The organism is Lysinibacillus sp. Ag94, from assembly GCF_023242215.1.
GTDB lineage: Bacteria > Bacillota > Bacilli > Bacillales_A > Planococcaceae > Lysinibacillus.
This window is the reverse complement of sequence record NZ_CP096780.1, coordinates 4391516-4417646: the sequence shown is the minus strand read 5'-3', so window position 1 is coordinate 4417646 and position 26131 is coordinate 4391516. Positions and strand designations below refer to the sequence as shown.

25 protein-coding genes are annotated in these 26131 nt (G+C 35.6%); 20 read left to right on the top strand and 5 right to left on the bottom strand.

Features of this window, described 5'->3' with window-relative positions; translation table 11 throughout:
* Positions 1-166: 166 nt before the first annotated feature.
* From MY533_RS20920 to MY533_RS20905, 4 genes are all read left to right on the top strand, one after another.
* Positions 167-1024 carry an ABC transporter ATP-binding protein gene (locus MY533_RS20920; RefSeq protein WP_248717451.1) on the top strand — a complete coding sequence of 286 codons (858 nt, stop codon included), beginning with the start codon at positions 167-169 and terminating at the stop codon, positions 1022-1024.
* A gap of 4 nt (positions 1025-1028) precedes the next feature.
* Entirely contained in the window at positions 1029-1643 is a 615-nt protein-coding gene (locus MY533_RS20915) for an ABC-2 transporter permease (RefSeq protein ID WP_132361201.1), read from the top strand.
* Between the two features lie 345 nt (positions 1644-1988).
* Positions 1989-2366: a GntR family transcriptional regulator gene (locus MY533_RS20910; protein WP_132361203.1), complete on the top strand. Its 378-nt coding sequence runs from the start codon at positions 1989-1991 to the stop codon at positions 2364-2366.
* Between the two features lie 88 nt (positions 2367-2454).
* Positions 2455-3069 (top strand): ABC-2 transporter permease, encoded by a 615-nt coding sequence (locus MY533_RS20905; protein WP_248717450.1) that lies wholly within the window; start codon positions 2455-2457, stop codon positions 3067-3069.
* Positions 3070-3092: 23 nt separating this feature from the next.
* Here the strand turns inward: MY533_RS20905 and MY533_RS20900 are convergent, their stop codons facing one another.
* Positions 3093-4727 carry a hypothetical protein gene (locus tag MY533_RS20900; protein ID WP_248717449.1) on the bottom strand — a complete coding sequence of 545 codons (1635 nt, stop codon included), beginning with the start codon at positions 4725-4727 and terminating at the stop codon, positions 3093-3095.
* Between the two features lie 2 nt (positions 4728-4729).
* On the bottom strand, positions 4730-5506 hold the full coding sequence (locus MY533_RS20895; protein WP_248717448.1) for an ABC transporter ATP-binding protein: 777 nt from the start codon (positions 5504-5506) through the stop codon (positions 4730-4732).
* Between the two features lie 543 nt (positions 5507-6049).
* Between MY533_RS20895 and MY533_RS20890 the strand changes: the two genes are divergently transcribed.
* The 11 genes from MY533_RS20890 to MY533_RS20840 all read left to right on the top strand — a co-directional run bounded on the left by MY533_RS20890 (position 6050) and on the right by MY533_RS20840 (position 17966).
* Positions 6050-7201 (top strand): Gfo/Idh/MocA family protein, encoded by a 1152-nt coding sequence (locus MY533_RS20890; RefSeq protein ID WP_248717447.1) that lies wholly within the window; start codon positions 6050-6052, stop codon positions 7199-7201.
* An 18-nt stretch (positions 7202-7219) separates the two neighbouring features.
* Positions 7220-8212: an ABC transporter permease gene (locus MY533_RS20885; protein WP_248717446.1), complete on the top strand. Its 993-nt coding sequence runs from the start codon at positions 7220-7222 to the stop codon at positions 8210-8212.
* A gap of 13 nt (positions 8213-8225) precedes the next feature.
* Positions 8226-9104: a carbohydrate ABC transporter permease gene (locus MY533_RS20880; RefSeq protein ID WP_248717445.1), complete on the top strand. Its 879-nt coding sequence runs from the start codon at positions 8226-8228 to the stop codon at positions 9102-9104.
* 24 nt (positions 9105-9128) lie between these two features.
* Positions 9129-10742 (top strand): extracellular solute-binding protein, encoded by a 1614-nt coding sequence (locus MY533_RS20875; protein ID WP_248719268.1) that lies wholly within the window; start codon positions 9129-9131, stop codon positions 10740-10742.
* Positions 10743-10964: 222 nt separating this feature from the next.
* The gene (locus MY533_RS20870; protein WP_248717444.1) at positions 10965-11630 is read left to right on the top strand and encodes a YesL family protein; all 666 of its coding nucleotides are present in this window, start codon (positions 10965-10967) and stop codon (positions 11628-11630) included.
* Positions 11627-12805 (top strand): N-acetylglucosamine-6-phosphate deacetylase, encoded by a 1179-nt coding sequence (nagA, locus tag MY533_RS20865; protein WP_248717443.1) that lies wholly within the window; start codon positions 11627-11629, stop codon positions 12803-12805. The genes MY533_RS20870 and nagA overlap by 4 nt, the downstream gene beginning before the upstream one ends.
* Before the next feature lie 69 nt (positions 12806-12874).
* Complete coding sequence (locus tag MY533_RS20860; protein ID WP_132361221.1) at positions 12875-13606, top strand: GntR family transcriptional regulator; 732 nt, start codon at positions 12875-12877, stop codon at positions 13604-13606.
* A 552-nt stretch (positions 13607-14158) separates the two neighbouring features.
* Positions 14159-15001 (top strand): class II fructose-bisphosphate aldolase, encoded by an 843-nt coding sequence (locus tag MY533_RS20855; RefSeq protein WP_248717442.1) that lies wholly within the window; start codon positions 14159-14161, stop codon positions 14999-15001.
* Positions 14998-15936 (top strand): 1-phosphofructokinase, encoded by a 939-nt coding sequence (gene pfkB, locus MY533_RS20850; protein ID WP_248717441.1) that lies wholly within the window; start codon positions 14998-15000, stop codon positions 15934-15936. Before MY533_RS20855 ends, pfkB begins: the two co-directional genes overlap by 4 nt.
* 11 nt (positions 15937-15947) lie before the next feature.
* Positions 15948-16961 (top strand): SIS domain-containing protein, encoded by a 1014-nt coding sequence (locus MY533_RS20845; RefSeq protein WP_248717440.1) that lies wholly within the window; start codon positions 15948-15950, stop codon positions 16959-16961.
* Between the two features lie 129 nt (positions 16962-17090).
* Positions 17091-17966, top strand: coding sequence for an ROK family protein (locus MY533_RS20840; protein WP_248717439.1), 876 nt, complete (start codon positions 17091-17093; stop codon positions 17964-17966).
* A gap of 307 nt (positions 17967-18273) precedes the next feature.
* Here the strand turns inward: MY533_RS20840 and MY533_RS20835 are convergent, their stop codons facing one another.
* Together MY533_RS20835 and MY533_RS20830 are read right to left on the bottom strand one after the other, a co-directional pair.
* On the bottom strand, positions 18274-19371 hold the full coding sequence (locus MY533_RS20835; protein WP_248717438.1) for an ABC transporter ATP-binding protein: 1098 nt from the start codon (positions 19369-19371) through the stop codon (positions 18274-18276).
* A gap of 84 nt (positions 19372-19455) precedes the next feature.
* Entirely contained in the window at positions 19456-20361 is a 906-nt protein-coding gene (locus MY533_RS20830; RefSeq protein WP_248717437.1) for a PucR family transcriptional regulator, read from the bottom strand.
* 325 nt (positions 20362-20686) lie between these two features.
* On the opposite strand from MY533_RS20830, the gene MY533_RS20825 reads away from it, so the two are divergent.
* From MY533_RS20825 to MY533_RS20815, 3 genes are all read left to right on the top strand, one after another.
* Positions 20687-21385, top strand: a complete 699-nt coding sequence (locus MY533_RS20825) for a class I SAM-dependent methyltransferase (RefSeq protein WP_248717436.1) — start codon at positions 20687-20689, stop codon at positions 21383-21385.
* Positions 21386-21631: 246 nt separating this feature from the next.
* Complete coding sequence (locus tag MY533_RS20820; RefSeq protein WP_248717435.1) at positions 21632-23080, top strand: MocR-like pyridoxine biosynthesis transcription factor PdxR; 1449 nt, start codon at positions 21632-21634, stop codon at positions 23078-23080.
* 4 nt (positions 23081-23084) lie between these two features.
* Positions 23085-24005 carry a D-alanine--D-alanine ligase gene (locus tag MY533_RS20815; RefSeq protein WP_248717434.1) on the top strand — a complete coding sequence of 307 codons (921 nt, stop codon included), beginning with the start codon at positions 23085-23087 and terminating at the stop codon, positions 24003-24005.
* Between the two features lie 87 nt (positions 24006-24092).
* Here MY533_RS20815 and MY533_RS20810 read toward each other — a convergent pair whose 3' ends face one another.
* Positions 24093-24932, bottom strand: coding sequence for a YitT family protein (locus MY533_RS20810; protein WP_248717433.1), 840 nt, complete (start codon positions 24930-24932; stop codon positions 24093-24095).
* Positions 24933-25177: 245 nt separating this feature from the next.
* On the opposite strand from MY533_RS20810, the gene MY533_RS20805 reads away from it, so the two are divergent.
* Positions 25178-25816 carry a DUF2975 domain-containing protein gene (locus MY533_RS20805; RefSeq protein WP_248717432.1) on the top strand — a complete coding sequence of 213 codons (639 nt, stop codon included), beginning with the start codon at positions 25178-25180 and terminating at the stop codon, positions 25814-25816.
* A 12-nt stretch (positions 25817-25828) separates the two neighbouring features.
* Complete coding sequence (locus MY533_RS20800; RefSeq protein ID WP_132361243.1) at positions 25829-26050, top strand: helix-turn-helix domain-containing protein; 222 nt, start codon at positions 25829-25831, stop codon at positions 26048-26050.
* The last annotated feature ends 81 nt before the right edge of the window (positions 26051-26131 follow it).

The following is a 26131-nucleotide window of genomic DNA, read 5'->3' as shown; positions in this document are numbered from 1 at the left end:
AGCTTGTGATTTAACAATCTCATGTTTTCGTTTTTTATTTACAATCATAATTTATTACTTGCAAAATATGTTTACTGTGTATATATTGTATATATAGTATATATACATTGTGTAGAAATTTGCCTTAAAGAGCTCAAGGAAATGCTTACAATACGGAGGGTGAAGAATGGAAAATGTCATTGAATTACAGCATGTTCATAAATCTTTTAAGGGATTTCAGATAAAAGATTTCTCTATTAACGTTAAAAAGGGCTTTGTAACTGGATTTATCGGGGGAAATGGTGCAGGAAAGTCAACAACAATCAAATTGATTATGAACTTGCTAAAGCAAGATAGTGGTACTGTTTCAGTGTTTGGGATGGATTATAAGAAGCATGAAAAAGACATAAAGGAACGTATTGGTTTTGTCTATGATGAAAATGTCTTTTATGAATATGTAACGTTAAAGGATATGAAAAGGATTATTAAACCAGCCTATAAAAACTGGGATGATGCTGCCTTTCAACGTTATGTTGATCAGTTTGAGCTACCATTGAACAAATATATGAAGACCTTTTCAAAGGGAATGAAGATGAAAGCTTCGTTAGCTATAGCGTTAGCTCATCATGCAGAATTAATTATTATGGATGAACCAACCGCCGGGCTCGATCCGATATTTCGTAGGGAGCTACTAAATATTCTACATGAGTTAATGCAAGATGAAGATAAAACGATTTTCTTCTCGACACATATAACAACAGATTTAGACCGAATTGCGGATTATATTACCTTTGTTCATAACGGTGAACATATATTCACGAAGGAGTTTTATAAGATTGAAGAGGAATATGCTATTGTCAAAGGGACATTGAATTTATTGGATCAGGAAACGGAACGAGAGTTTGTAGCAATTCGAAAATCGAACATAGGCTTTGAGGCATTAACAGCGGATAAAAATCGTGTGGCAAACATATTTGGGGATTCTGTTATTGTGGAAAAACCAACGCTTGAAGATATTATGTACTATACGAAAAAAGGATGGTGATTGCATGGCTAACCTTATATTTAAAGATATTTTAATACAAAAGAAAATGATTGTATTATACATTGCTACTATTATTCTTTATTTATTAATAAATGTGTCCCTAGTGAAAATAGGATTCTTATATAGTTTAGCGATTATTACCATGTCCTTTTCTTACGATGAAAAAGATAATGCTAATATTTTACTTAATTCGCTACCATATACGAGAAAGCAAATTGTTAGTTCGAGATATATAGGTTCTTTGATATATACATCACTAATTATACTCATTACGTATTTAGGTAATTTCCTCTTAAACGGAAAAGAGACATTGTTTTTATTGAAAGATATAGTGATAATTATCGGTCTTGTTATGGTCGCTATATCATTCATACTGCCAATTTGTTATAAATTTAAAACGCAAGCCTTAATGATTGCTTCAGGTACTTTATTTGGTATATATTTGGTAACCATTAAATATTTATTCCCTAGTTTTAATGATACATTAAGTGAACTGATACAAAAGTTTCTGACTTTACAAGAAACACAAATGTATTTTGTAGCTATCTTTACAATCATTATTTTATATGTAGGATCGTGGCTACTATCTATTCGAATATATGCGAAAAAAGTTTTTTGAAATAAAACAGCTTGAGCCCGTTGATGTAGGCTCAAGCTGTTTAAGTTACTTAAACACAATGTCCTATCGCCGACCGTGGCTTCCGATACCGCTATAACAAATGACAGTATGTTAACATATTTAATAAATCTAAGGTAATTTTCGTGAGGCAGAAAATTATACTCTAAACTATAGACAATGTAATCTTTATGGGAAAGACATTAAATGGCTTTATATTTCCCTGAATGTCCAAACATAAGTACAACTGACGAGTAATTAGCATGCTGAAATAAAAAATTGCTCATGCTAACTAGAATAACCAACGTCTTCTGTGCTGACACATAAAAATAAAGAAGAGGTATTTGCATGCAAATTATTATTTCAAACAGCTCAAAAGAACCGATTTATGAGCAAATTTATAGTCAAATCAAAAAGCTAATTTTATCAGGTGAATTACAAGAGGGGCAGTCATTGCCGTCTATGCGACAGCTTGCAAAGGATTTAGAAATTAGCGTTATTACGACAAAACGCGCTTATGAAGAGCTAGAGAAAAACGGATTTATTTATTCTATTGTGGGGAAAGGTTCGTTCATTTCAGAGCAAAATACGGAAATGATAAGAGAAAGAAAAGTAAAGGTAATCGAAGAAAATCTATTGATTGCCATCCAAAATGCTAAAGAAATGAATATTGGCTTAGCAGAGCTTAAAGAAATGCTCACACTATTGTATTCAGAGGATGAGTGATGGAGACAGCTGTTAAATTCGTGTGGTGAATATATTTAAGCCTAAGTTTAAAGATAGTATGTAATATAGGAAAAAGGATGGTAATTGGATGATTAACCTTATACTTAAGGATGTTTTAATACAAAAGAAATTAATTTTATTTTACATTGCTACTATAATAATCTACTTATGGGCAGGTGTACCCTCCCTACTATTTTTGGGATTTCTTTATAGTGTAATATTTATACTAAATGCTTTCGCTTACGATGAAAAAGACAATGCTAATATTTTGCTTAATTCTCTACCATATACGCGAAAGGAAATTGTCAGTTCAAAATATATAGGTTCACTGCTATTTACAACAATATTTGTTTTCATGATTTATGTGGGGAATTTCCTCATAAATGGAAAAGGGGATCTTTTCATATGGAAAGAAATGTTGCTTATTATTGGTCTAGTGATGGTCGTTATATCATTCATGTTTCCAATCTCCTATAAATTTAAAACGCAATATTTATTGATTGCTTTAAGTGTTTTATTTGGTATTTATATGTTATCCATTAGTTTACTAGTTCCTATAAATGATATATTAAGAGAATTAGCACGAAAATTCTTGACTTTACAAGAAACGCAAATGTATTTTGTAGCTAGCATGACGGTTATTATTTTATTTATTGGGTCATGGCTACTATCTATTCGTATATATGAGAGAAAAGCTTTTTAAAATAAAACGGCTTGAGCTTAGGCTCAAGCCGTTTTCGTACGCTTAAAGGCAAACTTCCATAGAACGAAATTCGTGATGACAAGTACGATTAAGTAAATGATTACCCCATAAGTAGTATGAGAAGTCAAGAAGTAATGCAGTCCTGCCAAAGCACCTAATGGGATAAGCAATATAAGCGTTTTCCAACTCTGGCCATCGCCAACTTCATTATAGGGCTTTGTGAAAGGAATGTTGCTTCCCATGCCGATGTAACAAATGATGGTGTACATGCAGCTTGTTACTAAAACAATCAGTAAGTCTAAGATAATTCTCGTACCAAAAATGAAGCAGAAAATAATGCTTAGAAAAATATACAATGGAATGTACAACTTTATCAAAAATGCTTTTAAGCTTCCTTTTTTCAAGTTTGTGTAGTCTTTGATTGGAAAGACTTTATAGATCCAAGCTGCTTTATATTTTCCTGAATGTCCAAGCATGAGTACAGCTGAAGGAATAATTAGCATGCTGAAATAAATATTTAAATAGCCCATGCTAACGGCATAATCAACACCTTCGTACCTTGAAAAAGAAAACATAAAAATAAACGGAATGACAAAAGAAAACCCTAAAGATGGATATACTTTCAGTTTAAACTCTCGCTCCTGTTTCATCATAAGGGAAGCAAAGCGGTAGAAAGCTCTTTCTTCATTCGTTCTACAAATGATTGTTAACAAAAGGGTCTTAAGTGGATTGTTCTTTTCTTTTTTCGATTTGCTTGTGTTTAATAGTTTTTGCAGATTTCGTTCAAAGGTTGGAATCAGCTTTACATATAGCCATATCGAGATGATTGGCATGACGACAGCAAACATACTAAACACCACTGTAAATAAAGAGCTGTCACTGTTTAGTAGTAGTTCATAAGGAGCGGCAAACCACATTGGGATTAAAAAAATACTCCACCAATGAAATGTTAGCGCCATATCATAATTAACGAATTCAAAGGATCTAATAAGAACTTGATAGCCAATCATCAACATTAATGATAAGCCGATTTGTACATAATTGATGATGTCTTTCAGCTTTTCTCCATCAAAGAATCTTAAAATAGCAATATATAAAATAGCAGTTAATACAACAATAAAAATATTCATTAAAACGAGTAAGAGCACAGTTAAAATAAAGAATACAATCCCTTGATTATATAGGCCCACCATAAGGGGAATGGCAGTGAACGCAATAGTTAAATACGTCAAGTAAATGAAAATATGCATGAACTTGGCCGCATTAATCGTTTTAGCAGAGATCGGCTTGGTTGATAGGATACTTCTGTCCCTTACATCCAAAAGTACCGAAGAAAAATCAGCAATCAATGTTGTCATGATGATAAAAATAATCATTGCATAAGCAATACTCATTTGGAAAAGATAGTTTTGACCAAATCCCATAAAAGGAACTAGCATAAGTCCCATTAAAACATAAATCCATAAAGATTTGATGTAGCCATTCTTTTGCTCTTTGTTGTTTTTATTTGATGCTTGGTTAAATATTGTCGGTACTTTACGTTCATCCATTGTGAGTTTAATATGGAGGATTTTTCTCATCATTTCGTAATCGATGCCCATTTTCACAAAAACAAATTGTATCTTATCAAGCACTTGTAAAGTTTTGAAATCTTTCATGATCATACCTCTTGCACTATAGAAACAAATTTCTCACCAATTTCCTGATGATCATGGAAGCCCGTCAATTGGTTGAAAATCTTTTCTAGAGTTCCTTCGGTATTATTTGCCTGTAGTTGGGCAAATGTCCCATCGGCAGCGATTTTCCCATCATTCAGCAGGATGATGCGACTACTGATTTTTTCGACAACATCCATAATATGAGAGGAATAAAATATTGTTTTTCCTTGGGCAGCCAATTGAATCAAAATTTCTTTAAAGATCATCACACTATTCGCATCTAAGCCATTGATCGGTTCATCTAAAAATAACAAATCGGGATTATGTATAAGGCTGGCGATAATTAATAGCTTTTGCCGCATCCCTTTTGAATAAGAAGATATCCTTGAATGATATGCTTCACCAACACCAAACAATGCCATTAAGGATTTTGATTTATCCGCAGCGACTTCAAATTCAAGGCCATAAAGCTGGCCGATGAAGGTCAAATACTCATAACCAGTTAAATTATCGTACACATCTGCTATTTCTGGTACATAGCCAATTCGCCGTCTATATTCAATGCTGTCTTTTCCGATATTCTCTCCGAAAAGTTTAATTTCTCCACCGTAATCACCTTCGATCCCCAAAATGATTTTGACAGTGGTACTTTTACCTGCACCGTTCGGGCCAATATAACCAATTATTTCTCCTCGCGAGACGTGCAAATCGATCCCTTTTAATATTTCCTTACTACCATAACTCTTTGTCAAATTCGTAATCGTCAATATTTCTTCCATGTTGCAACTCCCTTTCTGCAATCCTACATTAACGGGCGGTGAGCCACGATGGAGGATGAAGAAAACCTCCTCCAATATTAAAGCTTCACTTTAACGTATGTTTAGTGTAATTGTTTTAGAGAAAATATCCATTAATATTATGTAACTTATAATAAATGGTGTAATATTCCTGCACCTATATTATATAATTTATGGATTACCATTATAAGGTGGGAATTTTAGTTTATTGCGAGGGAATAATATCTTTTTTTACAGAGAGGGTTGAGCTTTTGTAAATGTATTGAATTTTCTGTATTCTTGGATGAGTCAACTTTTCTAGAAGAGATTATGACTAAAATTTGGGGTATTGACATATTTATGGTTAGAATTATATATTTATTTCATCGTAATTTTTGGAATATTCGCTATACTATTTTGATCTAACTTGTACCTACAACGTGTTGTCATGTAGTCGTGTTGTTGTGGATGATTAGTAAAATCAGTATCAAATGTAAACGTTTACTTAATACAAATAAATGCAAAATTTTTAGAGGGGGAACATCAATGAAGAAAGTACGCATTGGCGTAATCGGAGCGGGATTAAGAGGAGGTTTAGCTCAATACTGGCATAAGCCTGATGGGGAATCAGAAATTGTTGCTTTAGCTGATATTTCTCAAGAACGTTTAGATAAATTTCAAGAAAAATTTGAAACACCTTTATTTTTAACGAAGGATTATAAGGAATTATTAACAAGAGACGATATTGATGCTATTGCCGTCTTATCACCGGATTATTTACATGAAGAGCATATTATTACTTGTTTAGAAGCAGGAAAGCACGTATATGCTGAAAAACCTTTAGCGATTACAGTGGAGGGATGCGATCGAATTTTAGATATATGGAAAAAATCAGGGAAGCATCTAATGGTCGGTTTTAATATGCGATATATGAGTATGTATCAAACGATGAAAGGCTTAATCGATTCGGGCGCTATTGGAGAATTAAAAGCCATATGGGTCCGCCACTTTGTTGGCTTTGGCGGTTACTTCTATTATCACGATTGGCATGGTAATTCCAAAAATACAACATCCCTGTTGCTGCAAAAAGGCTCACATGATTTAGATGTGATTCATTGGATTTCTGGAAAACATGCGACGAAAGTATCTGCATTTGGTAGCTTAGATTATTACGGTGGTGATAAACCAAATACGTTAACATGTCCAACATGTGACCAGAAAAAAACATGTCCAGAATATGTCCCACATACATTCACGGAATGTGCGTTCCGAGAAGAAATTGATGTTGAGGATAATAACATGCTTATTATGGAATTAGAGGGTGGTATAAAAGCTTCCTATTTACAATGTCACTTCACCCCAGATTATTCACGAAATTATACATTTATCGGTACGAAAGGGCGGATCGAAAATGATGATGTGAACAATAAAATTTATTTGAAGACACGTAAATCTAATTCCTGGGAAGAGCTTAGTGATGTTGTTTATGAAATGAAACCCGAGGAAGGAAGCCATGGGGGAGCAGATCCTAAAATTGCGCAAGATTTCGTAGAGTTAATACTTTACAATAAAGAGCCTTTAACAACTCCATTTGCTGGTCGTATGAGCGTAGCAGTTGGCTGTGCAGCAACGGAATCGCTCCGTAATGGGGGAAGAGTTGTTGAAATTTCACAGGAATCTACTATTCTACAGCATTGATAAATAGGGGGTGTATGTATGACGCTTTTGGATGAAACAACTGTTGAAGAAAAGCCATTTAAAACAAAGCGTTTGTTCAAAAAGCAATCAAAAGTAAAGAGGAATCACTGGATAGAGTGGAAGAAGTCTATCAGAAAAAATTGGGAGCTTTATTTATTATTAGTCCCTGTGATCCTTTATTTTTTGATTTTCCATTATTACCCGTTGTACGGTTTGCAAATTGCCTTTAAGGATTTTATCGCTACAAAGGGGATTACTGGTAGTCCATGGGTTGGTTTTAAGCATTTTGAACGCTTCTTTGATAGTTATTATTTTGGGAGATTAATTAAAAATACAATTGGTATTGGTGTATTTACGCTACTAGTATCTTTCCCTGTACCGATTATTATTGCGTTACTGTTAAATGAAGTGAAAAGTCTTCGCTTTAAAAAGTTTGTACAGACCATTATTTATGCACCGCATTTTTTATCAACAGTAGTCGTTGTCGGTATGTTATTACTTTTCTTAAAATCAGACGGGATGATTAACCAAGTTATCATGTTGTTTGGTGGTACGCCGATTGATTTCATTTCAGAGCCAGCATGGTTTAAGTCAATCTATGTACTATCAGACGTATGGCAAACAATGGGGTGGAGTTCCATTATCTATATTGCAGCTTTATCAGCGGTAGATCCAGCGCAGCATGAAGCAGCAATGATGGATGGGGCTTCAAAATTCCAGAGAATTATTCATATTAACATCCCAGCGATTATGCCAACAATTGTTATCTTATTTATCTTGAACGTAGGATCAGTTATGGCGATTGGATTTGAGAAAGTATTTTTATTGCAAAATGATTTAAATATGTCGACTTCGGACGTCATTTCAACCTTTGTTTATCGAAGTGGGATTTTAGAAGCACAGTATAGCTTTTCAGCGGCTGTAGGTTTATTCAACTCTATCATTAACTTTATCCTGCTCATTATGGTAAACCAAATAGCGAAAAAAGTAAGTGATACAAGCCTATGGTAAGGGAGTGGTGAAATTGAAAGAATCGAAAGGCGATCGAGCGTTTACAATCTTTAATTATATTTTTTTAGCAATTGTTGCGATTATCGTTCTTTACCCATTGCTTTTTGTATTAAGTGCTTCATTAAGTAATCCGCAGTATGTTATCTCGGGTGATATGTGGTTATGGCCGAAGGAATTTACTGTTGAAGCATATAAAAAGGTATTTCAAAATCCAGATATTATTAATGGATTTATCAATACATTAAAGTACACATTTTTCGGAACGGTATTGAATATTGTGTTGACAATTTGTGCTGCCTATCCACTTTCACGTAGAGATTTGAAAGGTAAAGGTTTCATTATGGCATTTATGGTATTCACGATGTTTTTCAGCGGAGGGTTAATACCAACATACTTATTAATTCGTGACTTAGGCATGATTAATACATTTTGGGTCATGATTATTCCGAATGCTGTTGCTGTATGGAACATTATTATTATGCGAACATTCTTCCAATCGATTCCTCATGAATTAGAGGAATCCGCTACGATTGATGGAGCGGGGAACTTTCGGATTTTATGGAGTATTGTACTACCGCTATCATTCCCTGTTATGGCCGTAATGGTTTTATTCTATGCAGTAGGACATTGGAACTCGTATTTTCAAGCTTTAATTTATTTGCAAGACCAAAGCAAGTTTCCACTCCAACTTATACTTAGACAAATCTTAATTCAAGGACAAGCCGATGATATGATTCAAGCAACTTCAGAAAGCTTTCTAGCTCAAAAACTTAGCGTTGAAGGGTTGAAATATGCTGTTTTAATCATTGCCAACCTACCAATGCTAATGCTTTATCCGTTCTTACAAAGATATTTTGTAAAAGGTGTCATGATTGGTTCATTAAAAGGTTAAAGAAAAGGAGCGATTTAAATGGCGATGAAAAAGAAACGTGTATATGGTTTGATGGCAACTATGATGTTAGCAGCTAGTATTTTAGGAGCTTGTTCAGATAATAAAGAAAATAAAGCAAGTACAAGCGGCAATGCTGATAATGTGAATGCTACGGGGATGCCTATTGCTAAAGATAAAATTGAAGTAGATGGTTTTGCAGCTAAGTTTTTTGCTTCACAAGATTGGAATAGCTTAATGCTATGGAAAGAATACGAAAAAATGTCTAACATCCATATTAATTGGACAACCGTTCAAACCGAAGTATTAGCGGATAAAAAGAACTTACTTTTAGCAGCAGGGAACTATCCAGAAATCTTCTTTGCATCGGCATTCTCAAGAACTGATTTACTGAAGTATGGTCAGCAAGGCGTATTCATACCATTAAATGATTATATTGAGAAATATGCGCCGAATTTCAAAAAGCTTTTAGAAGAATACCCGACTGTAAAGCAAGGGATTACGATGGCAGATGGAAATATCTATGGTTTCCCAACAATCTATGATCCAAAGTTTGAGTCACTTCGTGTAGGAGCACCATGGATCAACCAGCAATGGCTAGATAAACTAGGCTTAAAATCACCTGAAACGACAGAAGATTTATATAAAGTGCTTAAAGCATTTAAAGAAAACGATCCAAACGGTAACGGTCAACGGGACGAGCAAGGCTGGGGATCTGGTTATGGAATTAAGCAATTTATTGATTATTTAAGGGGTTCATTCGGCTTGAACAAACAAGGAACGATGAATCCGAATTTAGACTTTAAAGAAGGAACTGAAGAATTCCGCTTCGTTCCAACAACAGACGAATACAAACAATTGCTTGAATTTTTAAATAAATTGTATAGTGAAGATTTAATCAATAAAGATGTATTTACAACGGAGCCCCAAAAATTCGCTGCTGAAGCGGGTAAAGGAACTTTCGGTATGCTAAGTGAAGTAGATCCGAAAGAACTGTTCAAATTAGATGGTTATGTAGGTGCGCATGTATTAGAAGGCCCTAATGGAGATCGTCAATATACAGCTATGTCTAACGGTCTTGGTAATTTAGGAATGTTTGTTGTAACAGATAAAGCGAAAAATCCTGAAGCAATGGTACGATGGATTGACCATTTATATGGTGATGAGGGAACAAAAATGTTCTTCATGGGCTTTAAAGGTGTAACTTACGAGGAAGATGCAGCTGGTAATGTAAAGTATGTCGATAACATTACCAATAACCCTGATGGTAAAAACTTAGACCAAGCAATAAGCGACTACCTAACATGGCCAGGCGGTTACTACCCTGGAATCGTTACACAAAAGTATTTCCAAGGGGCAGAAGCGAAAGAAAATTCAATTAACAATGCTCAGCAAGTAATGCCATATGCATTGAAAGATGAAGACATTATTCCAGGCTTGAACTACACTTTAGAGGAAAATGAACAAGTGTCAGCTATTTTAACAGACATTCAAACATATGTGGATGAAATGACAGCAAGCTTTATTACAGGTAAGGCAAGCTTCGACAAATGGGATGACTATAAAAAAACAATTGAGAAGATGGGCTTAGAGAAATATATGAAAGTCGCCCAAGCAGCATATGACCGTACAAAAAAATAAAGTGTAACAAAGAACACGGGCTAAAACGCTACTTCCTATAACAACGCTTGTGTGAACAACAACCGATTGTCTTGAACTAATCGAACATTTACTGGCAGTTGTGCTTCAACGTACTCATTCTTTTTTATGCGGATGCCTTACTGCCAGTTAATATGAGGTAAGAATGAGACATAGCGGCGACTTTAGTCGTGCATGGATTTCTAGTGTAGGGAGGCAAAATAAATGAAATTTGAAGGATGGAAAGGGAAATTATACTGGACAGTTGAGTTAATAACATTGTTGGCAGTGTTACAGTTAATGTGGATTGGCTTAACCTTACTTGGACTTGTTTTATTCGGGATTACTCCCGCAACTGTTGCGATGTTTACAACATTACGTAAAAGATTGCAAGGGGATGACGATTTAAAACTACTTGTCAAAACATATTGGAAGACATATAAAATAGAGTTTATTTCATCGAATAAAATAGGCATTATCATTTTAAGTATCGGTTACTTTTTAACAATTAATTTCCAAATAATTTCATCGTTTCATGGGGTGACAGGTTTACTATTGCTTACCTTATTTGTGACGATTAGTAGTCTATTTTGCATTATGGTATTGAATATTTTCCAAATATACGCTCATTATGAGCTACCACCTATCCGTTACTTTGCTGTTTCGATATTATTTAGCGTAGCATATCCACTTCAAATGATTGGCTCTATTGTAGGGATGGCCATATTATATCGCATTTTTAGTTGGATTCCAGGATTATTGCCGTTTTTCGGCGTTAGCTTAACAGCTTTATTTTTATCTTGGATGTCATCGCATATTTTCAAAAAGAAAACGGAAGCTGAAGCACAAATAAAAGCAGAACATTATCCCAATGAAGGGGTGACTTCATGAATAAAACATGGATCATTCATGCCAATATTGTGATGGAAGAAAGCATTTTAACGAATGGTTTTTTACAAATGGTTGATGGGAATATTGCAGCAATTGATGAAATGAACAATTGCCCTCCGTTGACTTCTGCCGACAATATTATTGATTGTCAGCAACAAGGCTATATTATCCCTGGGATGATTGATATACATGTACATGGTGCTTTAGGGCATGACTTTATGGATGGCGTCCCTGCTAATTATGCACAAATCGCAAAATATTTAGCTAGTGAAGGTGTAACCGCCTTTTTAGCAACAACGACGACAAGTCCTATGTCAGAAATTGAAGCTGCTATCGAAGCACTTGCATTTTATAACAAAGAACAGCCTACTGCGGTAGCTGAAATGCTAGGAATTCACCTGGAGGGCCCATTTATTAATCGCTTAAAAAAGGGAGCGCAGCCAGAGGAATCAATCTTAAAACCAAATGCTAGGCAATTTAATGATTTATATGACAAGTCAAATCAATTAATTCGCTTGGTCACATTTGCACCAGAGGAAGATGTGAATTTTGAATTACTTCGGGCATTGAAAAGTAAAGATGTGATTGCATCTATTGGTCACTCCGATGCTACTTATGATATGACTATCGGTGCCATAAGAGCTGGTATTACACATGCGACCCATCTATTTAATGGAATGAGGGGCATTCATCATCGCGATCCAGGTGTTGTAGGGGCAGTGCTATTAGAAGATGATGTCTATGTTGAACTGATTCCAGACAATATACATTTTCATAAAGATTTGCTGTTGATGGTTCGTAAAATGAAAGGGTTGAATCGCATGCTTGTCATTACTGATGGTATGCGTGCAAAGGGCATGCCAGACGGTATTTATACATTAGGTGGCGAAGAAGTAGAAGTGTTTGATAATCGCTGTATTCAACGTAAAACAGGCTCCTTAGCAGGAAGTGTTTTGACTATGAATACAGCAAGAAAAAACATAGAAGAGTGGCTGACACTTTCACTAATCGAACAAGTTCGTCTTGTTTCTCTAAATCAAGCAATTCATTTAGGAGTTTCCAATCGTAAAGGCTCTCTTGCTGTAGGGAAAGATGCAGATGTTATTTGGCTTAATGCTGAGGGGGAAATAGAGAAAACCTTTTGCTTAGGGAATCTAGCCTTTGAAAAGAATTGATATATCGATAGGCATCTTTTTGATTAGATGATATATTGATAACAAAACCTAGGAGAAGGATGAGTAGAGATGAAACCGTTAGATCAAGCTAGTGTAATCCCGCTATATCATCAATTGAAACAAAGATTATCTGCTAAGATTCAATCGGGAGAGTGGAAGCCGGAGGATAAAATTGATTCTGAAAATCAATTGATGGAGATGTTTCGCGTCAGTCGAAATACTGCAAAGAAAGCAATTGAAGAATTAGTACAAGAAGGGAAACTATACCGTATTCAAGGGAAAGGAACTTTTGTTGCAAAGCCAAGGTTTGAACAATCGCTTGGTGGTTTTTATAGTTTTAGTCGTGTGCTTCAAGAAAAAGGTTTAAATCCAAGAGATGAAGTGCTTGAGATTCAGGAAGTATTCCCTTCAACAAAGGTTAGACACAGTCTTGAATTAGGTGAAGATGAACGAGTCATTGAAATGAAGCGCTTACGTTTTGCAGATAATGAACCAATTGTTTTAGAATCATCATTTTTACCAAAAAGTATTATCAAGGATAGTGAAATATTACATGAGGTTAGTTCCTCTTCCTTGTATAGCTTATTAGCACAACGTTTTGACATTATCGTTGTGAGAGCAAAAGAAGCTTTCGAGCCTGTTCTTATTAGTAAAGATGAGGCACATTTGTTGAAAACGGAGGCAGGAAAACCCGCTTTATTACTAGAACGTACTGCATTCGATACTTCAGGAAAGCCAGTCGAATTTTGCATTTCAATAGTAAGAGGCGATCGTTGCCGGTTTTATACAGAATTAAACTAAACTCATAGTTACGATCTATGAGTTTCATAATGTTAAAGAATAAAATGGCCAAGGTAAAGTAATTTTTGTACATGTTGGCATTTTAAATGTGGGCGATTTCTGCTTCTGGTGACTACTTGCTGAGGGTCGAGTGCTTTTTCTGCTTATGTTGCTTCTGACACTTTGCTTTCGCGCAAGACGTGAAGAGTTCCGTTTATCGTTATAAAAATAAGTATCATGCTAAGTTTGATTGGTGTGCAAGACTGAACGACTCCTTTGCATTCACAGAGATGATCCTGCAACAAACCTTATAAAGGAGCAAAGGCTAAAAAGTATCGTGTCCTGTGATAGCGGCTTCGTAACCAACACCCTTTTGGCTCAAACTGCTAATCGGACACCTCTGGAAAGTGCTCAGTCAGAACGGAAATCCATCCATTTGTTTTGTCGATGAGTTCCTACTGTATAGACATCTTAAACTCATTGACATAATTGCTTTTTAATAATGCTTCATCAGTTATCAGAATTTTTATACTATAAATTATACCAACAACCCATTGAGGGAGGAACTCGATTATGCCATTAGTGACGACGAATGAAATGTTAAAAGACGCTTATAGAAATAATTATGCAATTGGTGCGTTCGGAGCGCACAATTTGGAAATTATTAAAGCGGTTATTGCAGGAGCAGAGAAGGTAGGTGCACCTGTTATTTTACAAACGACTTCAAGCACTTATAAATATGTAGAAATGCATTATATGATGGCGCTTGCTAAAACAGCTGCTGAGCAAGCAAAAGTACCAGTAGCCCTACATTTGGATCACGGTGAGTCCTATAAAGTTGTAATGGAATGTTTACGAGCGGGCTATACGTCGGTGATGATTGATGGTTCTACGTTACCCTTTGAGGAAAATATAAATCTTGTGAAAAGAGTTGTAGAGGCTGCAAGTGCAATTCATGTGCCTGTCGAAGCAGAGCTTGGAACAATTGGTGGTGTAGAAGATGATGTAACAGTTGACGAGAAAATGGCCTTTTTCACTGATCCTAAACTAGCTGAACGCTTTGTGAAAGAAACAGGTATCCAATCGTTCGCGCCAGCTTTTGGCACAGCACACGGTAAGTATAAACAAGAACCACAGCTACAATTCGAACTACTGCAGGAAATTCATCGTGCTACAAATGTGCCATTAGTTATGCACGGTGCATCAGGTGTACCAGAAGAAAGCGTACGTAAATCTTTAAATTACGGTATTGCGAAAGTGAATTTTTCAACAGAGCTAAAAGATTTATTTGCCGAGCAATTAAGAGCCTTTTTTATAGAAAATCCGACAGAAAATGATCCAAGAAAGTATTTTCTTCCTGCACGAGAGGCATTAATTGAGTTAGTAGAGCAGAAGATTGTGATGCTGCAAAAATGATTACGACGATAACTTTAAATGCAGCCATTGATCAAGTATATGAAATGAGTTCTTTAATGCTTGGTAAGACTAATCGAGTATTGCAGAAGCTGCAGCAAGGTGGAGGAAAAGGCATTAATGTCGCGCGTGTCATTCAAACGCTGGGTGGTGAAGCGTTCATTGGTGGTTTCGTTGGCGGACTAAATGGGGAAAAAATAAAGGCACTGTTAAAGGAAGAAAACATGCAAACAGGGTTTATTCAAATAGAGGGCGAAAGTCGAATTTGTCTAACCGTTTCAAATAAGCAAACGAAGGAAATGACCGAGCTTTTAGAAGACGGACCAACGATTTACGAGCATGAATGGCAAGAAATGCTGAAATGGATTAAAACTCAAGCGAATTGTTCTGAATATTTCGTTCTTTCAGGAAGTCTACCTAAAGGTATACCAATGGCTGCTTATGGAATGATTATTCGATTATTAAAACAAAAAGGTGTTCGGGTTGCTCTCGATACGAGCGGAGAAGCTTTGAAGCAAGGCGTTGAAGCAATACCTTTTATCATTAAACCTAATGAGGATGAAATTGTTCAATTAATCGGGAAACAGGTTAAAGCGCAAGACGACTTCATTCAAGCTGGTGAAAAAATACAGGATTTAGGAATTGAGCATGTATGTTTTTCGTTGGGCGAAAAAGGGGCTTTATTTGTTAATCGTTTAGGGGTTTACCAAGTAAATGCACCGAAAATTAATGTTATGAATACAGTGGGTAGCGGTGATGCGTTTTTAGGAGGCCTTGTCTATAAGCTTTCAGAAGGTGTGGACTGTACGGAGGCATATAAATGGGCCGTTGCATGTGGCTCTGCAAATGCAGGTGAAAAAGAAATTGCGAAAGTACAAAAGGAGACTGTTCAAAGTCTCATAAAAGAGCTACAAATAACTAAAATTAAAGAGAGATAGGGGTTTTATTTATGCACACGTATAATGAGATTATGAAACAAGCTCAACAATTAGGTAAAACAAAAGAGATTGTTCAGTCGCTTACGTTCAATGAAGAGGCTGTAGACATAGCTCTTTTCACAGGATGTGGGACCTCATATTATTTAGCAATCGCAGCTGCACGTTATTACCAATCGGCAACAGGAGAAGTAGCAGTAGCAGTCCCAGCATCTGAGCTATTTTTACACACGGATACTCACATTCTATCAAATAAAAAGTATAATATTATCGGTATTTCACGCTCAGGAACAACTTCTGAAATTATTATGGCATTGGAGCATTTGAACGGAGCAGAGAATATACGTACAATGGCAGTTACGTGTAATGGTGATACACCAATGGCTGAAGTAGCAGATGAAGTGATTGCCTTAAACGATATTTCAGAAAAAAGTGTGGTCATGACGCAATCATTTTCTAATATGTTATATGCTCTTCAACTATACGCGGCAAAGATTAGTCAACGTGTTGAATGGATGAACCAATTAGAAAAAATTCCTGCACTTGTTAAAATAGCATTAGGCAATGGAGAGCAGTTAAAGCAAGTGACAGAGGATTTAACGAAAAAACGTTTTATCTTTTTAGGGTCAGGTGCTTATAACGGATTAGCTAAAGAAGCGACATTAAAGCTAAAGGAAATGACACAAACAGAATGTGAAAGCTATTCGAATTTAGAATTCCGCCACGGTCCAATTTCTATTGTAGATAAAGAGACTGTCGTTATTTTATTTACACAAAAAGAAACGAAGGACTTCGATCAAGCATTAATAAAGGATATTCAAAAGCTTGGTGGTTTTGTTGGTGTAATTGGTATAGCTTCAGCAGACTTGGAAGCAGATTTAATCATTAGACTTTCAGAAGAAATAGATGACTTGAATCGCCTTGTTGAAGTAGTTCCATATTTCCAATTGTTAGCGTATCAACGTGCAATATGCAAAGGCTATGATCCTGATAAACCACGTAATTTAACGCAAGTCGTAAGCCTTTAAAAAATGAAACACTTCACTCAGTAAATAATAAAGAGGTAAAAGTTACTGTGAAATGAACATCCTGTTGTCCCGAATCAATAAGGACACTACTGGTAGTTAATGCGGGATAAGAAAATTGGCGGTGAAAAAATGAGTTACATTTTAGCAGCAGACGTAGGTGGAACAAAATTAGCCGTGGCTTTGTTCGATATAAATCAGCAATTATTGAGCACAAAAGAAGTGGCTAGTGATAACACAAATCGAGAAACTTTATTTGCTTGTTTGATTGATAGCTTTGCAAAGCTATGTGCAGACAAGGAAATTACGTTTAAAGAAATTTCAAAGGTATCTATTGGTGTGCCTGGTATCGTTGATATTGAACAAGGTATCGCGGTTTATCAAAATAATATACCTTGGGAGAACTTTCCGATTTGTATGCGTTTAACTGAAGTGTTTCCACATGCTCATATTAAAATGGACAACGATGTGTATATAGCAACATGGGGAGAATATCGAGCTAGAAAGTTCTCCAAAGAAACAATGGTCTATGTTACATTAAGCACCGGTATTTCTTGCTGTACGGTTGTTAATAGTGAATTTTTAAGGGGAACCGGACTAGCTGGAGAAATTGGCTTTAGTATTGTCGATAATGACGGAACTACACTAGAAGAGAGTGTTGCTGGCCCGGCAATTGAAACATTAGGGAGAAAGCTACTCGGTGATTCGGAGATAGTATTGAAGGATATGATGGAACTTTACTATAATGGGAATTCTATCGTCGATAAGATTTTGGAGCCATTAGTCCAATCGGTAGAGAAACAGTTGCAGCAAATAATATTACTGCTTGATCCACATTGTATCGTTTTAGGAGGAGGCTTTTTTAATCATCATCCTAAAATCATTGACTATATTAAAGAAGCGATTCAGCAGCGTTTTGTAGGAACACCTTTTGCAGGGAAAGAACAAATCATTGAAAGCAGCATTCATAAAGGTGAAGCGGGTCTTTACGGAGCAGCGATAAAATAATAAAAGGCAGTAAACAAATGAGTGTTTGTTTACTGCCTTTTTCTATTTTTAAAGGATAACGTAGGTTTCCCTAGGAAGGGAAGGAGTATACTGTGCGTAGGCCTGCAGATGTTTTTTGTGCGAAAGCACGGTGCTAACGTAGCGGCAGCAACAAAAGGGTCGACACGAAATCGGTCATTTCGGTACTGCCCTGAACTATTTTTATCGATGTAGGAAAGTTAGCCGTTATCGCATAGATGCGATGATTTTAGGCTAACATCCCATTTGAACGCCTTTCCGATCCCGTGATATCTACCGAGACTTTACTTTAGCGAATGCGTTGCTCTGTTTCTAAGTCAAAGAAATGAACGCGTGACATGTCAAATAGTAGATGCGCGACTTGACCTTGTGTAATTTTTGTATCAGAGTTCACCCGCGCGATATAAGGCTGACCATTTAATTGGGCATGTAACATCAGCTCAGCACCTGTTAATTCTGATACTTCAATATTCGCGTCAACAGCTGTGAAGAACGGTTCGGGATTTACAGAAGATTTTTCATAAATATGCTCTGGTCGAATGCCAAGAAACAGTTCTTTTTGTAAATAACCTCGTTCTTTTAATAATTTACTTTTTTCTGCTGGAATAGTTAGTGTAATATCAGCAATCTGAATCCCGTTTTCTTGGAATACTCCTTTAAAGAAGTTCATGGATGGTGAGCCGATAAAACCACCAACAAATTTGTTCTCTGGTGTTCCATATACTTCTTCAGGTGTCCCGATTTGTTGAACTATACCATCCTTCATTACAACGAGACGAGTGGCCATTGTCATCGCTTCTGTTTGATCGTGTGTTACATAAATAGTAGTCGTTTTTAATCGTTGGTGAAGCTTTGTTATTTCAGCGCGCATTTGTACGCGAAGCTTTGCATCTAAATTGGATAGAGGCTCATCCATTAAGAAAATATTTGCATCGCGGACAATGGCTCGACCGAGTGCCACACGTTGACGCTGGCCACCTGATAGAGCTTTCGGCTTGCGATCTAAATACTTTTCTAAATCGAGAATTGCAGCTGCATTGTGGACACGCTCTTTTATTTCCTGCTTAGAAAACTTGCGAAGCTTTAAGCCAAATGCCATATTATCGTATACAGTCATATGTGGATATAGTGCGTAGTTTTGGAAAACCATCGCAATATCTCGATCCTTAGAAGGTACATTGTTCATTTTCTTGCCATCTATTAAAAATTCTCCAGACGAAATTTCCTCTAAGCCGGCAATCATTCGTAATGTTGTCGATTTCCCACAACCTGAAGGCCCGACAAGTGCAATAAACTCTCGATCTTGAATTGTTAAATTAAAGTCAGATACAGCTGTTACACCGCCATCATATGTTTTAATAATATTTTTAAGTATGATTTTTTCCATGTTTATAAGCCCCTTTGTGTGTTTTTTTTAGTGTATAAAAGTGTAGGGGAAAACTAAATATTTAAAATGCATAATTTTCAGTTATTATTTTTGTGCATTTTGTAATTTTGATCGGAGAAAGCTAGCGATATAGACGAGTATAGCACCGTCTAGATTTTTTGTAGAAATATTTGTTGTTTCTTGAAATTTTGCTAAACGGTAATTAAGCGTATTACGATGAATATGTAGTTTCTTTGATGTCAAAGAAATATTTAACCCACATTCGTAAAATGTCCTGACTGTATCAAGTAACTCCATATCAGACTGCAAAGGTATTAAAATTTGTTCTTCTATAAATTGCAATATGGAAGCAGGCATTTGTTGCATTAATAAAATAGGAAAAATCGTTTCAAATGAATAAAATTGTTCAGCATTTTTATAATGTAAGCATTCCTCAAACCATTGAGCTTCCCGCTGGAACTTACTTGGGAATTGCTTATTTATTTCATAAGTTTCGCCTTGATACAAATGAATTTGAACGAAAAAATCTGTTTCAATTGTACGAATAAGTGCGATGAAATCTTCCTTTTTATTAATCGAATGATCCATCGCCTCAATTAATAGAAAGCGGTTTGTGGCAACCTGAAGTACTACCGTATCTTGCTGGAAAAAGTTTAAGGTAGCTTCTTTTAACTCTTCAGCAGGAGGATTATCATTTAAAAAGATGAGCTGAATAACGCGAGCTTTGCTAAATGATAATTTAGATGGTATGTCACCGTTCAAATATAAAAATTCATACCAGATTTCTGATGGTTGAGATATTGTGGAAGTGATCTCCGTATAAAAAACGGTGAGCCATTGGTAGTCACGCTGTGAAATCTCTTGCTTTGAAACAGAAAACCATTCATTTGCTTGTCGATGGTAGAAATAAAAAAAGTCATACATTAACTCAGTTGGCTTTGTTCGATAATGACGGTAAGTAGAAAACAATGCTTTGAGATTTAAGTTCATTCGATAACTCCTTCCTTTATATGCAGGAACCATATGAGTGGCTCCCTTACGAGCAGACAGTGGAAATAATTATGGGCTTAAGCCGTAGTCCTTATGTTTTTGTTGACGTACGGTGTAGCCATTACGATAAGCAGCCTGATAAATACTAGCCATTTCAAGTGTAACATTTTGTATTTCACTGAACATAGGAAGTGTCAAAACTAATAGAAGGAGAGATAGTTATCTATATTCGGAAGGAAGATGGCTAACATCCTTGGAGAGTTATCCCATATAATGAAAATATAGAATATTTAGTTTTTGAATAGAAGCAAAATGGAGGCGTAAAATGCAAATCAAATCAAATGAACAATTGCTAAGAGTATTAGATAATTTATTACGCGAACCGCAAGGGTTTTGGAATGGGTTTTATGATCAAACATTTAAAAAGGTACCTTTTTTCGTTAATAAACCTGATGAAAATCTAGTAAGCTATTTTGAAAAAAAGATGATTCGACCAAATAGTGTTTTAGAGTTAGGTTGTGGTGCAGGACGAAATGCTATTTACTTAGCAAAACAAGGCTGTTCAGTTGTTGGTGTCGACTTATCGGATCATGCATTGCAGTGGGCGCAAAAAAGGGTTGAAGAAGCAGACGTAAATGTAGATTTTATTTGCGCTAATATTTTTGAACTGAATCTACAAGAAGAGAGCTTTGATTTTATTTATGATTCAGGTTGTTTTCATCATATAGCACCTCATCGTCGTGTGACGTATATTGAATTGATTCATACACTATTAAAGCCCAATGGTTACTTTGCTTTATGCTCATTTGAGGAACATGGTACATATGGTGGTTCAGCCATCTCGGATGAAGAAGTATATATAAAACGTAGCTTAGAAGGCGGATTAGGATATACCGAACATCAACTGAAAGAAATATTTCAATCATTAGAGGAAATAGAAATACGGAAAATGAAAGCCCTATCTGATGAACACCAATATTTTGGTCTAGAAGGATTTTTAGTAGGTTTATTTAAAAAGGAATAGGAGGAGGTAAGAGAGGCTAGCCCTTTTTTAATTATTCCTAGAAATAAATACGATAGTTCTTAAAGAACGAGCTGATAGAAAGGACTTCAAAATGTATTTTTATTAGTCTTTTATAGGTGCAATTCTTCGTTTTGAAGGGTTGCATTTTTTGAATCGGACCATACCACAAGGAAGGGAAAATCCCTATACTGTGGACCTTTTGAGTTAGAAACAGTTATGTAAAAATAAAGCAAGGGGGTCAAGGAAGTGTTTAATGATTTTAAGCTTATAGGTAATCGTCCGGTTTATAGTCAATTAAAAGACTATTTAAAAGAAATGATTATGAAGGGACACTTGCTGGAGCATCAAAAGCTTCCATCTACCCGTGAACTTAGTAAATTATTATCGATTAGTAGAAATACGGTACTAAATGCATATGCAGATTTAGAGCAAGAGGGCATGATCTATGCAGTGAAAGGAAAAGGTAATTTTGTAGGGAAAGTCGAAACGTTGAAAGCTGCATCTGTCGAATTTAATTGGAAGGAGAGACTGAATAACGTTACCTTGTTAGCTGATGAGCTAGATTTAATGAAGCAAGATATTCATTGGGAAAAAGGAATGATTTCCTTCAATAGTGTTTCTCCCGATGAGAAGCTTTTTGATGTTGAAAATTTTAAAAGAGCTTTTCTGACTCGGATGTCCCTTGAAGGAGATATCGTTTTGAATTACGGGTATGCAAAGGGCTATAAACCTTTAATCGAGTACCTTCTTCACTATATGGAAATGAAGGGTGTAGATATTTCCAATAAGGATATTTTGATTACGAATGGCTTTACCGAGGGCTTAGATATTTTATTATCTTCCTTAGCGAAAAAATCCGGACGTGTTATTTGCGAAAACCCTACTCACCATGCGGCATTAAAGCTTTTTCGTCTACATGGATTTGACATACACGGAATCGACATGAAGGATGACGGTATCGATATTGAACAAGTTAAGAAAAGCTTATCGGAAAAGGAATTTGATTTTGCTTATTTAATCCCGTCCTATCATAATCCGACAGGTATTGTGACATCCTCTGAAAAAAGAGCTGAAATTATTAGGCTTTTTTCACAATATCAAATTCCAATTGTGGAGGATGGTTTTAATGAGGAATTACGTTATTCAGGCTCGCATTTAGCACCGCTAATGACTTTTATCGGTGAGGGCAACAATGTTATTTATATTAGTAGCTTTTCTAAAATTCTTTTTCCAGGCTTACGTGTCGGGTGGATATTAGCTGATAAGGAACTTATCTACTGTTTAGAAAGTATGAAAAGAGCACGTACTATTCATACATCGACACTAGATCAGGCTGTGCTTTATCAATATTTACAGGATGGTTATTTTGAAAAATATTTAAAAAAAGCTAAGTTTGTATATAAGAAAAAGTATGAATTAGCTCGTCAAGCTTGCCACCAATACATTCCTTTTAAAAGAATGACGGGTGATGGTGGACTTCATCTTTTTATTGAGTTAGAAGAAGGAATAGATGCTCGTACAATATTGAAGAAGTGTTATCAAAGGAGAGTTGTTTTTTATCCTGGTGACGTTTTTTACTGCAATGGTGAGGGCAGTAACACATTTCGATTAGGGTTTTCTCGGCTAAAAGAAGAGGATATTGTGCGTGGTATTAGGATTATTGGTGATACTTTAAAAAATGAAATAGGGAGTTGAATAGATGAAAATCGGCGTTATTATGGGGGGCATTTCCTCGGAGAAGCAGATCTCTATTATGACAGGAGAAGAAATGATCGCTCATATAGATAAGAGTAAATACGAAGTGGTTGCTATTAAACTAAATGAACATAACACATCGGAGCTTATTGAAAAGGTGAGAGATATTGATATTGCTTTATTAGCACTACATGGTAAATTTGGAGAGGATGGCACGATTCAAGGTGCACTAGAGGCTATGGGCGTTAAGTATACGGGGAGTGGAATACTTTCAAGCAGTATGTGTATGGATAAAAACATTTCGAAAAAAATTCTACGTTATGAAGGCATTGAAACACCGGATTGGCGCCATCTTTCGAATATCGAGGAGCTTCAGTTCGATGAATTAGATAAGATAGGCTATCCGTTCGTAGTTAAGCCTAATTCGGGTGGCTCCAGTGTAGGGGTGAAAATAGTTTACGATAAAAATTCTTTACTTACTTCCATTGAGGAAGTATTCAAATGGGATGCTGAAATCATTATTGAAAAATATATAGAAGGTGAAGAAATAACATGCTCCATTTTGGACGGGGAGCTATTACCGATTATTTCGATTCAACATACAGCGCAGTTCTTTGACTATAAGGCGAAATATGAGGATGCCGCTACGATAGAGGAAATTGTAGAGCTTCCACCTGCCGTATATGAACGAGTTACCGAGGCAGCAAAGGCTTGCTATAGAGCATTAAAGTGTGATGTTTACGCCAGAATCGATATGATGATTAAGGATGGAATCCCATATGTCATGGAGGTTAACACATTACCAGGGATGACAAAGAACAGCTTACTCCCAAAAAGCGCATCGTCGGCAGGAATTACCTATACAAAACTTTTAGATAGGATTATTGAAATTTCCTTACAGGTTAGAAGAAATGGGGATCATTGAAGTAGCTAAACGTTCAATAAAAAAACACCTGTATGTTGATGTGGGATCATCCCATTTTCAACAAGAGGTGTTTTCTCAGTTGTCTTATTAAGCTTTAGATAATTCAATAAATCCATGTCCAAAAACATCTCGTACATCATGAATAGCAATAAAAGCATCCTTGTCTATTTCTTTGACGATTTTCTTCAGCTTTACAACTTCCTGTTTACTAATAACAATATACAGAATCTCTTTTTGTTCCTTCGTGTAATAGCCATGGCCTGATAGAACTGTCACGCCTCGGTTCATAAAACCATTCACATGACTGGCAATCTCCTCTGGCTTTTTCGAAATAATCGTAACTGCCTTTTTCGGATTTACACCTTCAATAACAAACTCCATTACCTTTGTTCCGACATAAAGCATAATAACAGTAAGCATTAATGCTTCTGCTCCGATAATAAAGTAAGATGAAAAAGCAACTATTAAATCAAAAAACAATAAACCGTAACTAATACTCCAGCCTAGATATTTGTTCGTCATTCTAGCTAAAATTGTTGAACCTGCTGTTGTTCCACCAACTCTTATAATTAAGCCTATACCAACTCCAGCAAACACCCCGCCAAAAATAGCGTTCACAATAATTTCATTCGAAGAAATCGACCACGATTCTGTTAAATGTAAAAACAGTGAATGGAGGGATACTGCAATAATCGTATAAATAGTCGTTTGCCTACTTAAAAATTTATAGCCAACTACTAATAAAGCTGCGTTTAGCAAAAAGCTCACAATACTTGGCGACCATCCAAATAAGTAATAGGCAATGATTGTTAAACCTGTAACGCCACCTTCACCTAAATCATTCGGTATAACAAATAAGTTTACTGCCAGTGCAAAAAGCAACGCCCCGATCGTAATCATTAAAAAATCCATCATGAACTTCTTCATATATATCACCACCAAATTGTTTTTTCCTAAATACATACTATATCAAGCTCTAGACATTTTATATACTTTTTGGAATGTTCGTTTATGATAAATCTACACTTGTTAGTATGTCCTTTATTAGAGAAAAAGTCGAATTTAAAAAATAGTTCATGAAACTGAAATCAGCTTATAATATATACTATATCCTTTAATAATTGGGGAAAGGAATATAAATAAAAAAATAATAAGGGGTGTTAGAAGCCGTTATGGATCAATCGTTAGCAATTCGTAATATGAAAATGAGCTTGAGAATATTAAATATAGTATTAATAGCTACTTTAGTAATCGTAGCATCATGTATCTTATTACTCTTTGGTTTATTAGTTGTAGCTTTAACTGTCTCTGGAGAGAAAGTAAGTAAACTAGTTTTAGATTCTAATATTGATATTTCTTTTAAATTTAATGGAATAACTGTTTTTTTAAATAAAGATATAATGAGCAATTTTGTTTATGATAAAAGTGAAACAATCGTTTTAATTTTACTCTCGATGATCTTTACTTTGATTGTGATGACAATTTTTGTTTTATTATGGAAATTTGTTAGATCAGTCATTGTTGGGGATGTCTTTACTCTTAGAAATAGTAAAAGAATAGAGCTAATAGCATGCAGTTTATTCATTTTAAGTTTTTTAAGTAATACGGTTCAAGCATACTTGATTTCTACGGTAGTACATATGTTTTTAAACAATAATGAATTAGACAATATTGAATGGATTCAATCCGTTTCTTTTAAATTTTTTGATATGAATTGGCGCATACTACTATGCAGTTTTATAGTTTGGACAATTGGTAGGATATTTAGATATGGCTCTTTTTTACAAGAAGAGTATGATGCAACAGTATAGGAAGTGAAGAAATTGACGATTATCGTAAGATTGGATCGAGTATTAGCTGATAGAAAAATGCAATTAAGTGAGCTTGCAGAAGCAGTAGATATATCGATTGTCAATTTATCGAATTTAAAAACGGGAAAGGTAAAGGCGATACGTTTTTCCACGTTAAATGCAATTTGTAAAGTCTTGCATTGCCAACCAGGAGATATTTTGGAGTATGCTGAAGATGAGGATACCTTTGAGTAAAAAAAATTCTAAGCCGTACAATAGGATGGAAATGCGTTTACGTACATTTCTGGAACAAGTTGCATAGGATAACCTTATAAT

What these genes read in the sequence shown, in the direction of transcription:
- MY533_RS20920 (WP_248717451.1), top strand. Translation starts at nt 167, where the DNA reads ATGGAAAATGTCATTGAATTACAGCATGTTCATAAATCTTTTAAGGGA.
- MY533_RS20915 (WP_132361201.1), top strand. Translation starts at nt 1,029, where the DNA reads ATGGCTAACCTTATATTTAAAGATATTTTAATACAAAAGAAAATGATT.
- MY533_RS20910 (WP_132361203.1), top strand. Translation starts at nt 1,989, where the DNA reads ATGCAAATTATTATTTCAAACAGCTCAAAAGAACCGATTTATGAGCAA.
- MY533_RS20905 (WP_248717450.1), top strand. Translation starts at nt 2,455, where the DNA reads ATGATTAACCTTATACTTAAGGATGTTTTAATACAAAAGAAATTAATT.
- MY533_RS20900 (WP_248717449.1), bottom strand. Translation starts at nt 4,727, where the DNA reads ATGAAAGATTTCAAAACTTTACAAGTGCTTGATAAGATACAATTTGTT.
- MY533_RS20895 (WP_248717448.1), bottom strand. Translation starts at nt 5,506, where the DNA reads ATGGAAGAAATATTGACGATTACGAATTTGACAAAGAGTTATGGTAGT.
- MY533_RS20890 (WP_248717447.1), top strand. Translation starts at nt 6,050, where the DNA reads ATGAAGAAAGTACGCATTGGCGTAATCGGAGCGGGATTAAGAGGAGGT.
- MY533_RS20885 (WP_248717446.1), top strand. Translation starts at nt 7,220, where the DNA reads ATGACGCTTTTGGATGAAACAACTGTTGAAGAAAAGCCATTTAAAACA.
- MY533_RS20875 (WP_248719268.1), top strand. Translation starts at nt 9,129, where the DNA reads ATGAAAAAGAAACGTGTATATGGTTTGATGGCAACTATGATGTTAGCA.
- MY533_RS20870 (WP_248717444.1), top strand. Translation starts at nt 10,965, where the DNA reads ATGAAATTTGAAGGATGGAAAGGGAAATTATACTGGACAGTTGAGTTA.
- nagA (WP_248717443.1), top strand. Translation starts at nt 11,627, where the DNA reads ATGAATAAAACATGGATCATTCATGCCAATATTGTGATGGAAGAAAGC.
- MY533_RS20860 (WP_132361221.1), top strand. Translation starts at nt 12,875, where the DNA reads ATGAAACCGTTAGATCAAGCTAGTGTAATCCCGCTATATCATCAATTG.
- MY533_RS20855 (WP_248717442.1), top strand. Translation starts at nt 14,159, where the DNA reads ATGCCATTAGTGACGACGAATGAAATGTTAAAAGACGCTTATAGAAAT.
- pfkB (WP_248717441.1), top strand. Translation starts at nt 14,998, where the DNA reads ATGATTACGACGATAACTTTAAATGCAGCCATTGATCAAGTATATGAA.
- MY533_RS20845 (WP_248717440.1), top strand. Translation starts at nt 15,948, where the DNA reads ATGCACACGTATAATGAGATTATGAAACAAGCTCAACAATTAGGTAAA.
- MY533_RS20840 (WP_248717439.1), top strand. Translation starts at nt 17,091, where the DNA reads ATGAGTTACATTTTAGCAGCAGACGTAGGTGGAACAAAATTAGCCGTG.
- MY533_RS20835 (WP_248717438.1), bottom strand. Translation starts at nt 19,371, where the DNA reads ATGGAAAAAATCATACTTAAAAATATTATTAAAACATATGATGGCGGT.
- MY533_RS20830 (WP_248717437.1), bottom strand. Translation starts at nt 20,361, where the DNA reads ATGAACTTAAATCTCAAAGCATTGTTTTCTACTTACCGTCATTATCGA.
- MY533_RS20825 (WP_248717436.1), top strand. Translation starts at nt 20,687, where the DNA reads ATGCAAATCAAATCAAATGAACAATTGCTAAGAGTATTAGATAATTTA.
- MY533_RS20815 (WP_248717434.1), top strand. Translation starts at nt 23,085, where the DNA reads ATGAAAATCGGCGTTATTATGGGGGGCATTTCCTCGGAGAAGCAGATC.
- MY533_RS20810 (WP_248717433.1), bottom strand. Translation starts at nt 24,932, where the DNA reads ATGAAGAAGTTCATGATGGATTTTTTAATGATTACGATCGGGGCGTTG.
- MY533_RS20805 (WP_248717432.1), top strand. Translation starts at nt 25,178, where the DNA reads ATGGATCAATCGTTAGCAATTCGTAATATGAAAATGAGCTTGAGAATA.